This window comes from Thermostichus sp. OS-CIW-30 (assembly GCF_054060215.1).
On sequence record NZ_JBSSCZ010000034.1, the window covers coordinates 18456 to 31575 of the forward strand.

The following is a 13120-nucleotide window of genomic DNA, read 5'->3' on the forward strand; positions in this document are numbered from 1 at the left end:
CCCGGATTCCGAATCAGCCGATCAGCGGAAAGGCGGCGCGTACTGGATCCCGCCTTTGGTGTAGGGCTGGTTCAAGCCCCGCGGCACGCCCAAGGGGGTCAGGTGGCGGTTGAAGATCTCGCCGTAGTTGCCCACCGCCTTGATGACATTGACCACCCAATCCGGCTTCAGGCCCAGCAGCTCTCCCAGGTTGCCTTCCTGGCCCAAGAAGCGGCGAATGTCGGGATCCTCGGACTTGAGGAACTCGTCCACATTGGCGCTGGTGATCCCCTTTTCTTCTGCATAGAAGAGGGCGTAGACCGTCCAGTTCATAATGTCGGAGAAACTCTCATCTCCGTGGGGAACCAGCGGCCCCAAGGGCTCTTTGGAGATCACCTCCGGCAAGATCACGTGGTCGTCGGGAGAAGCCAAGCTGGCCCGGCGGGAGATGAGGGCGCTTTGGTCGCTGGTGATGGCATCGCAACGGCCCTCTTCGTAGGCGTTGAAAGAGGAATCATCGCCGTCGAAGGTTACTGGCGTAAAGGCAATGCCACGGGCGCGGAAGGTATCCGCCAAGTTCAGCTCGGTGGTGGTGCCGGCAATCACACAGATGGTGGCCCCGTTCAGGTCTTCCAGCTTTTCCACCCCCAGCGACTTCCGCACCATAAATCCTTGGCCGTCGTAGTAGGTGGTGGGGCCGAAGGTCACCGCCCACTCGCGATCCCGGGTGAGGGTCCAGGTGGTGTTGCGGCTAATCATATCGACCTCGCCCGACTGAATCGCAGACTGGCGATTGGCCGCCGTCAGGTAGACGTATCGAACCTTGTCGGGATCGCCAAAGAGAGCGGCAGCTACCGCCCGGCAGATGTCGATATCAAAACCCACATACTTGCCTTGGTCATCCAGGTTGCCGAATCCGGGCAGTTGGTTGTTTACCCCACAGATCAACTCGCCCCGAGCCTTGATGCGGTCGGTGAGCGGCCCCAGCTGCGCCCAAGCGGGAAGGGACTGCAGGCCCATAGACAACGCCAGTGCCCCGGCCAAGGGAGCCAATCCGTTCAAATGCTTTATCCAGTTCATAAAATTACCCCATGTCAATCCTCAAGATCTTCGTCGTCAACAGTCGTTCATACACGGCACTTCAACCGAGATACCGTGCCATTGGGTTACACTCCTGCCACACCCCACACCCCATAGAATGGTTTGCCATAGGCGCCTACGATTTTCTCAAAGCCTTACATGTCAGGGCGTATGGAAATGTTGCAGAGGCTACGGTTGTGGCTCGGCCAGTTCTGCCATGGTACCCATGCCTGCTTTGGTGAAACTTAGGGAGTCACCCACCCATGCAAGGATCCCCGCACATAAGGTCTTCACTCTCTCCGCAAAGTGCAGCCAGCGCTGACATTATCCAATGCGAAGATGTTCACAAATGGTACGGCGATTTCCACGTCCTCAAGGGCATTACCACCCGCATCCGCCGCGGAGAGGTGGTGGTGGTCTGTGGGCCTTCAGGTTCGGGCAAGTCAACGTTTATTCGCACGTTGAACCGCTTAGAAGAACACCAGAGAGGGCGCATTGTGGTAGATGGCATTGAGCTAACCAGCGACCTGCGCAACATCGATGCCATTCGCCGCGAGGTGGGCATGGTTTTTCAACAGTTCAACCTGTTTCCCCATCTCACGGTTTTGCAAAATGTAACCCTTGGCCCAATCCACGTGAAAAAGATGAAAAAAAGCGAGGCGATAGAGCGGGCCATGGAACTGCTGAGCCGGGTGGGGATCGCCGAGCAAGCAGAAAAATACCCGGGGCAGCTTTCGGGGGGGCAGCAGCAGCGGGTGGCAATTGCCCGCGCCTTGGCCATGAATCCGGCGGTGATGCTCTTCGATGAGCCCACCTCGGCCTTGGATCCAGAGATGATCAAGGAGGTGCTGGACGTGATGCGGGAGTTGGCCCGCTCGGGGATGACCATGGTGTGTGTAACCCACGAGATGGGCTTTGCCCGCGAGGTGGCGGATCGGATTATCTTCTTCGACCGCGGCAAGATCGTGGAGGAAAACACCCCCCAAGAGTTTTTCAGCAATCCGAAAGAAGAGCGCTCCCGCCTGTTTTTATCCCAGATCCTTTCCCACTAGCGAGTCCTTCAGAAGGGGGTGAGGCGTGCCAGAAAAGCCCCCTCCAGCTCTTGATAGACAATCTGCCCCTGCCAGCCGTTGGCGTGGGCACACTGCAGCAGGGTTTCCGGATCTACAAATAGCCAGGGAAAGGGATCCCCCCGCTGGCCGTTGTACTCGGCTACAAAGTTCACTACCTTGGCTTTTGCCTCGCTCCCTTCCTGCCAATCTTCTGAGCCACCTGCTTCGAGGTGGGCAGGAGCGGCCAGCTTGCCAGAGGGATCTTCCAAGTTTTCTAAACGCCCTCCCTCTTCTGCCGGCAGATTCCGCAGATCTGCGAGGTCGCTGGCATCGCTCAAATCGGTGGAATCCAGGAGCAACTGGCCAGTGGGCTGAACCCAGTGGCGAGCCAGGCGCAAAAAACGCTCCAAGCCCGACAAGGATCCCGCCAAGCCGACGCCGTTCATCAGCAGGAGTAGGGTATCGAAGGGCTCTCCTGGCCCCGCCCAGTGGAAAAGATCGGCGGCAATGCGGCAGCGCACCCCCCGCTCTGCCATAATCTGCAAAGCCACAGGGGAGCGATCCAAAGCGGCCACGGCCAATCCTTCCTCCTGCAGCAGCAGGCTGTGGCGGCCCGTGCCGGCGCCGATGTCCAGCACCCGACCGCGGCAGAGTTCCAAGGCCAAGGCTTCCACCTCCGGCAGCTCCTGGGTGAAGAACACCTCTGGGGAGACCACCTGGGGCTCTTCCGCCAACGGGATCCCCTCCAGGCCGTAGGCATGCAAGAGCAGGGATCCCTTGGCCTCTCCTCGGTGCCAGTCCCATAGGGCTTGCTCTAAGGGATCCTGAAGTGGGTAATTCTCGACAGCCTTTATCATGGAAGGGGAAAGCTAAACCATTGACCCAATGGCCATCGTCGCCTTTCTTTACGGTGCCGCTATCGTCCTTTTGCTGATTGCAGCAGTGGTTTGGGCAACATCTCGGCAGTTCAATGTGGAGACCGAGACGCAGATTGGCACCTCGCCAGAAGAGCCCTCCGAGACCTCATCCGTTCCCATTTCCATTGTGGAGCAGCTAGAGCGCCAATACCGCAACAGCCCTTCCTACCGTCCCGATCCGTGACATACTCCCGCACTCATGCTGATGCATAGTCGGAGATCCTTAGAGATCCTTGGAAAGATGACTTTTGAGGATTCCTGAGGATACAAGCAGTGTCTTTGCTGGCCAAAAGCTAGCGTTTTCTCTCTCTATAACATGAGATATATGGTTGCCAAGTCTCCACCACCCATTGTCTACATTGCCTTGGGGCTATTGCTACTCTGGGGCGGTCATCGCGCTTGGCAGGCGGGCTATGTTCGCTGGCCGGAAGGCATTTCTCTACCGCCAGTATCGCTGCCAGGGTTGGGGGGTGGAGCACAAGATCTGCTCCTGACCAGCGGCGAGCGCACCTTGTTTGCCGATAGCAGTCCCGCTGCCGTTGCCGCTGCAGAGCTGTTGCGCCAAGGTAACCTCAGCGCAGCCATCCCGGTGTTGGAGATGGGGCTGCAAAGCAACCGCAACGACCCGGAAGCTCGCATTTTCTTGAACAATGCCCGTGCCCAGCAGCAGGGCAGTCCCTTGAGCCTGGCGGTGGTGGTGCCCATCTCCAGCAACCCCAACCGCGCCAAAGAGACCCTGCGCGGGGTGGCGCAAGCTCAGGAGGAGCTTTTCCAACAGGGGGGAATCGGAGGACGGCTGCTGCGGGTAGTGATTGCCGACGATGGCGATAACCCTGAGCGAGCAGCAGCGGTGGCCAAAGCCCTGGTGGCGCAGCCTGAGATCTTGGGGGTGATTGGCCATAACACCAGCGATGCCACCCTGGCTGCAGCCGAGGTTTATCAGCCTGCCGGCTTGGCGATGATCTCCTCCACCTCCACCAGCACTCGCATCAGCATGCTGGGGGATGCCATTTTTCGCACCGTGCCCTCGGATCAAGTGGCCGGCACACAACTGGCCCGTTATGCTCTCAGCACGTTGCGGCTGCAAAGGGTGGCCATCTTCTACAACCCCAACAGCGCTTACAGTACCAGCCTGCGGGACGCCTTTGCCTCCACCCTGACCAGCGAAGGGGGCATCGTGCTGGCGGAGTTCGACTTATCGGCGTCGGACTTCAACCCCCAGGCCAGCCTGCAAAGGGCCGTCAGCCAAGGAGCCCAGGTAGCTTTTTTAGCTCCCACGGCTTCCGTAGCCGAAAAAGCCCTGGCCGTAGCCCGCGAGAACGCTGTAGCTGGTAAGCCCCTTGCTCTTCTGGGCGGCGATGTGCTCTTCAGCCTCACCACATTGCAAGAAGGGGGAGCAGCGGTAGAGGGCTTGGTGGTGGCGGTGCCCTGGCATCCCCAGGTGCCGCGCAACCGCGAGTTTGCCCAGAAGGCAGCCCAGCTCTGGGGAGGGCAGGTGAGCTGGCGCACTGCTCTGGCTTATGATGCCACCCGGGTTTTCTTGCAAGCTTTCAGCCAAGGAGCCACCAGCCGCAGCGCTGTTCTCGCCGCCCTGGGCGACCCGAACTTCCGCTTGCCGGACGGCGCTTCCGGAGAAGTGCGCTTCTTGCCCTCCGGCGACCGCAATGCTCCCCATGTGCTGGTGCGGGTTGAGCCCGGCAACCGCTCCGGTACCGGCTACGATTTTGTGCCTCTCCCCTAGGGATCCCGGCAGACGCTACAGTGGGGGATGCTCTCAATCTCCTCAGAATCGAATGGATCCCATGCCCACTCGGATCACAGCCTGCTTTCAGGCGCTGCGCAGCCGTGGTGAAAAAGCCCTCATCCCCTACCTCACCGCTGGGGATCCCAACTTGGAAACCACCTTTGAGGCTTTGCAGGTTCTGGATCAGAGCGGCGCCGATCTTATCGAGCTGGGGGTACCCTACTCGGATCCCTTGGCGGATGGGCCGGTGATCCAAGCAGCAGCCACCCGCGCCCTCAGTCGGGGAGTCACTTTGGGCGCCATTCTACAAGGCTTGCGCTGTCTCTCGCTGCAGGCCCCCCTGATCCTGTTCACCTACTACAACCCCATCCACCAGCTCGGCATCCCCAACTTTCTGCATCAACTGCGGCAGGCCGGCTGTGCCGGCTTGGTCGTCCCCGATCTGCCTCTGGAAGAGGCGGGATCCCTGCGACAAGCAGCCCAGGCCGAAGAGATCGACCTCATCCTGCTGGTGGCCCCCACCAGCCCCCCGGAGCGCATGCGCCGCATTGCCCAGCAGTCCAGTGGCTTTGTCTACTTGGTCAGCACCACCGGCGTTACCGGCGAACGGGCCACCCTGGAAAAGCGGATCCCGGCTTTGCTGCAGCAACTGCGCCAACAAACCCCCCTGCCGATTGGGGTGGGCTTCGGCATCTCCACTCCCGACCAGGCCCGCCAGATCGCTCTCTGGGGAGCAGATGCGGCGATTGTGGGCAGCGCATTTGTGCAACGGCTGGCCAAAGCCCCCACGCCTGAAGAGGGACTGCAGCAAATAGCCCACTTTTGTCGAGCCCTCAAAGCGGCTCTGCAAGAGGTGACCACTCCAGAGTGTTAACTTCCGTTCAGGAAGGTGCCCACTCAGACTGCTTCCATCTCAAAACAAATGTTTACATTTTGTGAGCCAGCCCGCAGACCCATTTCCCCCCTGCTGCGCCCCATAGTCCAGGGATCCCAGCCTAGGCAGACATTTTGGGGTTGGTAGGTTTGCAAATCTTCACAAAACACTCATCCATCCCGCGATATAAAATTAGGCTGGATGCTCGGCTGTCTGAAAGTCGCAGAGGTTCTTGACCTATCTAAAAATTGGGGGGTTCGGTGGGGGTAGTTTTGAGCAGCCTGCTGCCACGGAATCCTTGATTTTTGGGGGTCAAAGAGGATCCCGCAAAAAAGCTTGGGATTTGGCTTTTGGGAGGTTCAGCCAGTCGCTCATCGCTTTTTGGAAAGACCAGAAGGAGATCCATCATGCAAGACGCCTTTACCCGGGTGATCGCTCAGGCAGATGCACGCGGTGCCTTTTTAAGTGACCAAGACTTTGACCGTCTGGCGGCTTTGGTGGCAGAGGGCAACAAGCGCCTGGATGCCGTCAACCGCATGACCAGCAACGCCGCCCAAATCGTAACCAACGCAGCTCGGTCTTTGTTTGCTCAAGAGCCGGATCTGATCGCTCCCGGTGGCAATGCCTACACCAACCGTCGCATGGCCGCCTGCCTACGGGACATGGAGATCATCTTGCGCTACATCACCTATGCCACTTTGGCCGGGGATAGCTCTGTGCTGGAAGATCGCTGCCTAAACGGCCTGCGGGAAACCTACATTGCTCTGGGGGTGCCCACCACTTCTGTGGCCAACGGCATTGCTGCCATGAAGAAAGAAGCCCTGGCCAAGATCATGGATCCGAAAGGCATCACCCCTGGCGACTGCTCTGCGCTGCAAAGCGAAGTGGCCAGCTACTTCGATAAGGCTGCTGCCGCCATCGTTTGAGCTTTGGGTCGAAGCTGGCTTAGTCGTCCCTTTTTAGATCGGTTAGATCCCTTCATTTCTGATAGGCAGGTGGAGATCCAGTCCGCCTTTCCTACAGAATGTTCGTTAACAACACAATTGATGAATTTAGGAGTTGCAAGGTGAAAACCGTCATCACTGAAGCGATTGCTGCCGCTGACAATCAAGGGCGTTTTCTGAATGCCAGCGAGCTGCAGGCCGTGAATGGTCGTTACCAGCGTGCTGCTGCTTCTCTGGAAGCGGCCCGTGTCCTAACCAACAACCAGCAAACTCTGGTGCGGGAAGCGGTGCAGGAAGTGTTCAAGAGGTTCCCTTACCTGACTCAGCCGGGTGAAATGGGCCACGGCGATGTGTTTCAAGCCAAGTGTGCCCGCGACATCGGCTACTACCTCCGCTTCATTACCTATTCTCTGGTTGCAGGTGGCACCGGCCCCCTCGATGAATACCTGGTGGCCGGACTGCGGGAAGTGAACCGCTCCTTTAACCTCTCTCCCAGCTGGTACATCGTGGCTCTGCAGTACATGAAGAGCCGCGCTCTGGGCATGCTGAGCGGCCAAGCGGCCAACGAAGCTGCCATCTACTTCGATTACGCCATCAACGCCCTCAGCTAAGGGATCCCAGGGCAGAGATCCCTGCTTGTTGGGAGTGGACGATCTCTTTCTTTGTCTTCCAATTGTGTGTCTCTCCAGAGCAGGCGACGGCTCCAGAGAGGTCTATTCCACCTGTTTCTAGGTTGGCTTAGCGCCTCGGCTCCCTTTGAGCCAGTTGGGTTAGTCGCCTGCTCTCTATTCTGGGGGAGTTAACCTCTGGGTTCTAGACATTGCCTGGTGGCAACGCGGCTGGCCCGCGAAAGTAGCCGGTACAGCTTGTCCGGCGCTTGGTTGCCCCTGACAGTCCTCTAAACGAAATCTGATAATAATTGGGGAAAGCGATGTTCGGTCAAAGCACCACCAGCCCTGAAGCTCTGACAGAAGCCGGCAGCCGGGTTTACCGAGTTGAGTACACCGGCCTGCTCAACCCTCCCGATGCTCTGGCCACCTCTGCCAAAGTTCGCCGCAGCACCCTGAGCGCCACCGTCCCCTACAGTCGGTTGTCTGCCGAGATGCAGCGCATTCTGCGGATGGGTGGCAAAATCGTGCAGGTCACTGCCTTGTCGGGAGCCAATGCCTCTCCCGCTCAGGGCAACGGCGCTGCTGAGTGAGGGAGGCCCGACGGCCGACTGAAGTTACCGGCAAGGTTGCTCAGGTGTCATGAACAGCTCTGCAACGGTTCGTATGGCATCCAACACGGCGGTGCTGCCGCAGCAGCTCACTTGGGAGCAGGCGATAGCCCGGCTGCAGGGGGATGACTTGCAAGATCGGTACTATGCTGCCTGGTACCTGGGCACAGTTCGGGATCCAAGGGGGGTAGAGCCGCTGCTTTTGGCGTTGCAGGATGAGCGGGATCGCACTGCCTTGGGGGGCTATCCTCTGCGCCGCAATGCCGCTAAGGCCCTGGGGCAAATCGGGGATGCGCGGGCCGTGCCCGGTTTGATCGAGGCGCTCACTTGTACCGACTTTCATGTGCGGGAAGAGGCTGCCTATGCCTTGGCTCAATTGGGGGACAAGCGAGCAGTGGATCCCTTGCTGGCACTGTTGCAGTCTCGCGAACAGGATCAGCCCTGGGAAGCCCTTATCGAGGCCTTGGGTCAGCTTCAGGCCACCGAGGCTGAGGCAGCGATCCGGCCCTTTTTGAACCATCCCTCTGAGCGGGTGCGTTCGGCAGCGGCTTGGGTGCTCTATCGCTTTACGCAAGCCGAGGAGCTGACCCAAATCCTGGTGGCGCTACTGGCCCACTCCAACTCCAGCCTACGACAGGCCGCTTTGTTCGACCTGGCCGAATCGGGATGGGTGGCGGGGGCGCCGCTGCTGGCCACAGCCGACGTGGCTCTCAACCTGCGCATCAATGCTCTGAAGCGGCTGTTCGATGTGGCGCTTCAGTTGGGGTGGGTGCCGCTGGCTCAGGTGACGGCGGTGATCCTGCCGCAACTGGAGAAGCTCTTCTAGGATCCTGGGGCGCTCAGTGCCTTTGATCAGCGGTTTCAAGTGTACCTTTGACTATTCGTTGCCTATGTCCTCCGCCTCGGCTGCTCAAGCGTTTCCCATTGCTGTGGCTCAACTGGCAGCAGAATTGGAGCAGGCCACGTCGCCTGAGGAATTGTTGCGGGTGGTGAGGGCGCTGGGCGCTTTGGGCCAAGTGGAAGGGATCCCCATCTTAATTCGCGCCTTTGGGTTTAATCGCCCTGCAGTTGGGGAGGCTGCTCTGGAGGAGGTGCTGCGCTTTGGGGAGGCGGCGGTGCAGCCCTTGCTGAGCCATATTGACGGTTTCGATTACGGGGCGCGGGCCTATTCGGTGCGGGCTTTGGCTCGCATTGGCCATGGGGATGCCTACCCCTTTTTGGCAGAAGCCATTGTGGCAGACTTTGCCCCCAGTGTACGGCGGGCGGCGACCCGTGGGCTAGGACGAGTGGCGGCCAAGCGGCCCTTGCTCGATCAAGAGCGAGCCTTGCAACTGTTGCGGCAATGTCTTGCCGATGCCGATTGGGGAGTCCGCTACGCCGCCGTTGGATCCCTGACGGACTTGGCTCGCCAGGGTGAACAATCTCTGCGCCCCTCAGTCGAGGCTGCGCTCCAGATGGCCCTGGAAGATGCCGATCCTCTGATCCCTCTCCGCGCCCAGATGAGCTGGCAGGAATTGGCTGCTGAGCCTTAGCTTCCCTGCCCCACTGTGTTTTTCTTAAGTTTTTCTCGTTTTTTTAGGAGCACCATCTATGTCTCTTCCGTTGCTTGCCGATCGCCCCACCACCCAAAATGAGCGGGTGCCTCGCTACTTTGTGCCCAGCGACGAAACCCCGCCGGTCTACCGTCCTGACGACCCGACAGGAATTGACAACATCATTCGCGCCGCCTATCGCCAGATCTTCAGCGAGCATCTGATGCTGGAGAGTTATCGGCAAAAAGCTCTGGAGTCCCAATTGCGCAACGGGGCAATCTCGGTCAAAGAGTTTGTGCGCGGCCTGGGCAAGTCGGAGGTGTACCGGGATCTGGTCATGGTTCCCAACGACAACTACCGCTTCATCGAGGTCACCTTCCAGCGCTTTTTGGGTCGGCCCACCTACAGCCAACAGGAGCGCATCAAGTACTCCATCATCGTTGCCACCAAGGGGCTAGATGGCTTCATCGACGCTGTGGTGGATAGCGAAGAGTACAATGCCGCCTTTGGGGACGATGTGGTGCCTTACCAACGCCGTCGCCTGTCGGAAAAGCCCGCCAACCTGGTAACCCCCCGCTATGGAGCCCGTTGGCGCGATGTCTCCGGCGTGAAGCGCTCGACGCGGGAAGTGGTGCGCACCTATCGTCTCACCCGTCCTCCCAAACCCGGGGATCCAGAAAACTTCCTCAACATGGCCCGCATGCTCAATCCCAAGCCGGCAGCGCGGCAAAACATCAGCGTCTTCGATCTGAAGATCCCGGACATGACCACCAGCCGCCGCTAGGACTGGGCAAGCTTCCGGGGACAACCCTTTGCGGGCTCTGCCGGGCCGATCGATCCGAGGCTGTTCGGATGGGTCGGCCTGCCGCTGTGCCTGGGGCAAGATTCGTTATAATCCTGGTGATGCTTCTTAACACTTGGGTCGCATGAAGAATCCGGTTGTGCGGGCTTTTTTTGTAGGCAAGGCTGTGGCGGATGTCCTACGGGAGCGTTTGGAAAGCGCCCTCACCGATATTGCCGGAGAAGTGGGCAAGGTGTGGGCCGAGCTGCAGGAGGGCTGGCAAACCTTTGCCCAGGATGTCATGACCCGAGCTGAGGCAGAAGCATCCATGGCCGCCCAGGAAAGGGTGCCGCTGCCTTTCCAGACAGAAGATTTGCAGGCAACTCTGGACGACTTGCGGGCGGAAGTGGCGCAGCTGCGCTCCGAGTTGCAGAAGTACCGGAGTCGAAACGCTTGAACGCGAGCCTTTTGGGATCCCGGACTTCTTTGGGATCACAACCCGTCAAGCCCTATACCGCCTACCGCTGGGCCCGGGAGAACTATACTCGCCAGGGCCGCATGCTGGACATTTGGCGATTTGTGCTCACCTGGCTGTTTTACCTTTGGCTGGATCAGCAGGCTTGGAGCTATGGGGGACAACCCACGCCCGAGCGAAAGGCCAAGCGCCGCCGGGCCAGAGCCATTTGGATCCGCGAAACGCTGCTTAACTTAGGCCCTACTTTTATTAAAGTGGGGCAGTTTTTCTCCACCCGCGCCGATCTCTTCCCCTCGGAATATGTCGAGGAGCTCTCCAAGCTGCAGGATCGGGTGCCTGCTTTCAGCTACGAACAGGTGGCGGCAATCGTGCAGCAGGAACTGGGCAGGCCGATCACCCAAATCTACAGCTATTTTGATCCCACCCCTTTGGCCGCTGCCAGCTTAGGGCAGGTGCATCGCGCCAAGCTCAAAACCGGGGAAGAGGTGGTGGTGAAGGTGCAGCGTCCGGGGCTGACCCGGCTGTTCACCATCGATTTGGAGATCTGCCGTGGGATTGCCGAGTTCTTTCAGTATCGCACCTCTTGGGGCGGGCCGGGCCGCGACTGGATCGGCATCTACGAAGAGTGTCGGCGCACCCTCTGGGAAGAGGTGGATTACCTCAATGAGGGCCGCAATGCCGATACCTTCCGTCGCAACTTTCGGGATATGCCGCAAATTGCCGTCCCCAAAGTGTATTGGCGTTACACCTCTCCTCGCCTGTTGACATTGGAATACCTGCCGGGGATCAAAATCAGCGATTACGAAGCCTTGAGTGCGGCGGGGTTGGATCGCAAGGTTTTGGCTCGTCTGGGGGCAGAGGCTTATCTGCGGCAACTGCTCAAGGATGGTTTTTTTCACGCCGATCCCCACCCCGGCAACATTGCCGTGAAGCCCGATGGCACGCTGATCTTCTACGACTTCGGCATGATGGGCCGCCTGCCCTCCGATGTGAAAGAAAAGCTGATGGGCACGCTGGCAGGTGTGGTCTCCAAAAATGCCGATCAGGTGGTGGCCTCGCTGGTGGAACTGGGGGTGCTGGTGCCCACCGCCGATCTGGCTCCGGTGCGCCGCTCGGTGCAGTACATGCTGGATCACTTTATGGACAAACCCTTTTCCAGCAACTCGGGAGAAATCTCGGTGGCGGCCATTAGCGAAGACCTTTACGAGCTGGCCTACGATCAGCCGTTTCGTTTTCCGGCTACCTTTACTTTTGTGATGCGGGCCCTGACCACGCTGGAGGGATTGGGGAAAGGGTTGGATCCGGAGTTCGACTTTATGGAGGTGGCCAAACCCTTTGCGGAAGAGCTGATGAGTTTAAACGGAAGCAAGACTGAGACCCTCTTGGCCCAGGTTGGCCGTCAAGCGGCTGAGTTCACCAGCAGCAGCCTCAGCTTGCCCCGCCGGATCGAATTGACCTTGAGCAAGTTGGAACAAGGGGAGCTGCGCCTGCGGGTGCGATCCAGCGAGACGGAGCGCTTGCTGCGCAAGCTGAACAACACCGGGCTGGGAGTCATTTACGGGGTGTTGTTTGCGGCCTTTTTTTTGAGCGCAACTCAGCTCTTTTTGGCCGGACATGCTACCTTAACGGTTATCACTTTGGTTTTGGCTGCCCTCGCTGCTCTTGCTTTAATCAGAGTACTCTTAAGGTTGAATCGGTCAGAGCGATTGATGTGATGCGACGATATGCCTGCGCTACGGATCCCGGCAAGATCCGCAGCAGCAATCAGGATGCCTACTACTGCGATCCGGAGGGACGCTACTTTATTGTTGCCGATGGTATGGGAGGACATGCTGCCGGGGCTACAGCCAGCCTGTTGGCCGTCGAGACCATCCGAGAATATCTGGATCGAGGCTGGAAAAACGTGCCGGCGCCCCGGTTGCTCAGCGAAGCCGTAGAAGCGGCCAACAGTGCCATCCTCAAGGATCAGCGGGAGAATCCAGAACGGGCAGACATGGGCACTACGGTGGTGGTGGCCATGGTGGATCCCAATGACAACTGCTGGAGCGCTCACATCGGTGATTCTCGCCTCTATCGCCTACGGGGATCCGAAATGCAGCAAATGACCGAGGATCACACCTTAGTGGCTCGCTCCATTCGACTGGGGGAGCTGACCTATGAGCAGGCCCGGATTCACCCTTGGCGACATATTCTCGAGCGCTGCCTGGGCCGACCCGATGCGGGTCCACCTTCTGTGCAGCCGATTACAGTTTACCCAGGGGATCGCCTGTTGTTGTGTAGCGACGGCCTAACTGAGGAGCTGGACGACGAAGTGATCATCGAGTATTGCCTGCAGGTGGAAGATTTGGAGCAACTTCCCCTAAAGCTCATCGAGGCGGCCAAAGAGCGGGGCGGGCGAGACAACATCACAGTAGTGATTGCCGAATACGCCTAGGTCGTGTTGATCTTATGTTAGGATAGAGGGAATAATTTATAGAGGAAAGAGGATGAAGTTGGTTTTTTTAGATGAAAACAAATGGCAGA

At 58.9% G+C, this 13120-nt stretch carries 15 protein-coding genes; 13 read left to right on the forward strand and 2 right to left on the reverse strand.

Annotation, left to right across the window (positions count from 1 at the left end; translation table 11 throughout):
- Positions 1 to 21 precede the first annotated feature (21 nt).
- The gene (locus ACVWZF_RS13015) at positions 22 to 1059 is read right to left on the reverse strand and encodes an amino acid ABC transporter substrate-binding protein (RefSeq protein ID WP_011430144.1); all 1038 of its coding nucleotides are present in this window, start codon (positions 1057 to 1059) and stop codon (positions 22 to 24) included.
- A 263-nt stretch (positions 1060 to 1322) separates the two neighbouring features.
- Here ACVWZF_RS13015 and ACVWZF_RS13020 point away from each other — a divergent pair, with 263 nt between their 5' ends.
- Complete coding sequence (locus tag ACVWZF_RS13020) at positions 1323 to 2111, forward strand: amino acid ABC transporter ATP-binding protein (RefSeq protein ID WP_011432567.1); 789 nt, start codon at positions 1323 to 1325, stop codon at positions 2109 to 2111.
- A gap of 8 nt (positions 2112 to 2119) precedes the next feature.
- Here ACVWZF_RS13020 and ACVWZF_RS13025 read toward each other — a convergent pair whose 3' ends face one another.
- The gene (locus tag ACVWZF_RS13025; protein ID WP_457411623.1) at positions 2120 to 2968 is read right to left on the reverse strand and encodes a class I SAM-dependent methyltransferase; all 849 of its coding nucleotides are present in this window, start codon (positions 2966 to 2968) and stop codon (positions 2120 to 2122) included.
- A gap of 28 nt (positions 2969 to 2996) precedes the next feature.
- On the opposite strand from ACVWZF_RS13025, the gene ACVWZF_RS13030 reads away from it, so the two are divergent.
- The 12 genes from ACVWZF_RS13030 to ACVWZF_RS13085 all read left to right on the forward strand — a co-directional run bounded on the left by ACVWZF_RS13030 (position 2997) and on the right by ACVWZF_RS13085 (position 13031).
- Positions 2997 to 3212, forward strand: a complete 216-nt coding sequence (locus ACVWZF_RS13030) for a hypothetical protein (protein ID WP_011430147.1) — start codon at positions 2997 to 2999, stop codon at positions 3210 to 3212.
- 141 nt (positions 3213 to 3353) lie between these two features.
- Complete coding sequence (locus ACVWZF_RS13035; protein WP_457411624.1) at positions 3354 to 4769, forward strand: ABC transporter substrate-binding protein; 1416 nt, start codon at positions 3354 to 3356, stop codon at positions 4767 to 4769.
- A gap of 61 nt (positions 4770 to 4830) precedes the next feature.
- Positions 4831 to 5646, forward strand: coding sequence for a tryptophan synthase subunit alpha (gene trpA, locus ACVWZF_RS13040; protein ID WP_457402160.1), 816 nt, complete (start codon positions 4831 to 4833; stop codon positions 5644 to 5646).
- Positions 5647 to 6053: 407 nt separating this feature from the next.
- A complete protein-coding gene (locus tag ACVWZF_RS13045) occupies positions 6054 to 6572 on the forward strand; it encodes a phycocyanin subunit beta (protein ID WP_011432573.1) in 519 nt (172 codons plus the stop codon).
- A 98-nt stretch (positions 6573 to 6670) separates the two neighbouring features.
- Positions 6671 to 7201 (forward strand): phycocyanin subunit alpha, encoded by a 531-nt coding sequence (locus ACVWZF_RS13050; RefSeq protein ID WP_457385328.1) that lies wholly within the window; start codon positions 6671 to 6673, stop codon positions 7199 to 7201.
- A 320-nt stretch (positions 7202 to 7521) separates the two neighbouring features.
- Entirely contained in the window at positions 7522 to 7791 is a 270-nt protein-coding gene (locus ACVWZF_RS13055; protein ID WP_457411626.1) for a phycobilisome linker polypeptide, read from the forward strand.
- 73 nt (positions 7792 to 7864) lie between these two features.
- The gene (locus tag ACVWZF_RS13060) at positions 7865 to 8635 is read left to right on the forward strand and encodes a HEAT repeat domain-containing protein (protein WP_457411627.1); all 771 of its coding nucleotides are present in this window, start codon (positions 7865 to 7867) and stop codon (positions 8633 to 8635) included.
- A gap of 64 nt (positions 8636 to 8699) precedes the next feature.
- Positions 8700 to 9341 (forward strand): HEAT repeat domain-containing protein, encoded by a 642-nt coding sequence (locus tag ACVWZF_RS13065; RefSeq protein WP_414329023.1) that lies wholly within the window; start codon positions 8700 to 8702, stop codon positions 9339 to 9341.
- Positions 9342 to 9399: 58 nt separating this feature from the next.
- On the forward strand, positions 9400 to 10125 hold the full coding sequence (locus tag ACVWZF_RS13070) for a phycobilisome rod-core linker polypeptide (protein WP_011432578.1): 726 nt from the start codon (positions 9400 to 9402) through the stop codon (positions 10123 to 10125).
- 142 nt (positions 10126 to 10267) lie between these two features.
- Positions 10268 to 10579, forward strand: a complete 312-nt coding sequence (locus tag ACVWZF_RS13075; protein ID WP_414406384.1) for a DUF6825 family protein — start codon at positions 10268 to 10270, stop codon at positions 10577 to 10579.
- Entirely contained in the window at positions 10576 to 12312 is a 1737-nt protein-coding gene (locus ACVWZF_RS13080) for an ABC1 kinase family protein (RefSeq protein ID WP_457411628.1), read from the forward strand. Before ACVWZF_RS13075 ends, ACVWZF_RS13080 begins: the two co-directional genes overlap by 4 nt.
- Entirely contained in the window at positions 12312 to 13031 is a 720-nt protein-coding gene (locus tag ACVWZF_RS13085; RefSeq protein WP_414381123.1) for a PP2C family protein-serine/threonine phosphatase, read from the forward strand. The genes ACVWZF_RS13080 and ACVWZF_RS13085 overlap by 1 nt, the downstream gene beginning before the upstream one ends.
- Positions 13032 to 13120 lie beyond the last annotated feature (89 nt).

What these genes read in the sequence shown, in the direction of transcription:
- trpA (WP_457402160.1), top strand. Translation starts at nt 4,831, where the DNA reads ATGCCCACTCGGATCACAGCCTGCTTTCAGGCGCTGCGCAGCCGTGGT.
- ACVWZF_RS13045 (WP_011432573.1), top strand. Translation starts at nt 6,054, where the DNA reads ATGCAAGACGCCTTTACCCGGGTGATCGCTCAGGCAGATGCACGCGGT.
- ACVWZF_RS13030 (WP_011430147.1), top strand. Translation starts at nt 2,997, where the DNA reads ATGGCCATCGTCGCCTTTCTTTACGGTGCCGCTATCGTCCTTTTGCTG.
- ACVWZF_RS13075 (WP_414406384.1), top strand. Translation starts at nt 10,268, where the DNA reads ATGAAGAATCCGGTTGTGCGGGCTTTTTTTGTAGGCAAGGCTGTGGCG.
- ACVWZF_RS13085 (WP_414381123.1), top strand. Translation starts at nt 12,312, where the DNA reads ATGCGACGATATGCCTGCGCTACGGATCCCGGCAAGATCCGCAGCAGC.
- ACVWZF_RS13050 (WP_457385328.1), top strand. Translation starts at nt 6,671, where the DNA reads ATGTTCGTTAACAACACAATTGATGAATTTAGGAGTTGCAAGGTGAAA.
- ACVWZF_RS13025 (WP_457411623.1), bottom strand. Translation starts at nt 2,968, where the DNA reads ATGATAAAGGCTGTCGAGAATTACCCACTTCAGGATCCCTTAGAGCAA.
- ACVWZF_RS13015 (WP_011430144.1), bottom strand. Translation starts at nt 1,059, where the DNA reads ATGAACTGGATAAAGCATTTGAACGGATTGGCTCCCTTGGCCGGGGCA.
- ACVWZF_RS13055 (WP_457411626.1), top strand. Translation starts at nt 7,522, where the DNA reads ATGTTCGGTCAAAGCACCACCAGCCCTGAAGCTCTGACAGAAGCCGGC.
- ACVWZF_RS13020 (WP_011432567.1), top strand. Translation starts at nt 1,323, where the DNA reads ATGCAAGGATCCCCGCACATAAGGTCTTCACTCTCTCCGCAAAGTGCA.
- ACVWZF_RS13070 (WP_011432578.1), top strand. Translation starts at nt 9,400, where the DNA reads ATGTCTCTTCCGTTGCTTGCCGATCGCCCCACCACCCAAAATGAGCGG.
- ACVWZF_RS13060 (WP_457411627.1), top strand. Translation starts at nt 7,865, where the DNA reads ATGGCATCCAACACGGCGGTGCTGCCGCAGCAGCTCACTTGGGAGCAG.
- ACVWZF_RS13065 (WP_414329023.1), top strand. Translation starts at nt 8,700, where the DNA reads ATGTCCTCCGCCTCGGCTGCTCAAGCGTTTCCCATTGCTGTGGCTCAA.
- ACVWZF_RS13035 (WP_457411624.1), top strand. Translation starts at nt 3,354, where the DNA reads ATGGTTGCCAAGTCTCCACCACCCATTGTCTACATTGCCTTGGGGCTA.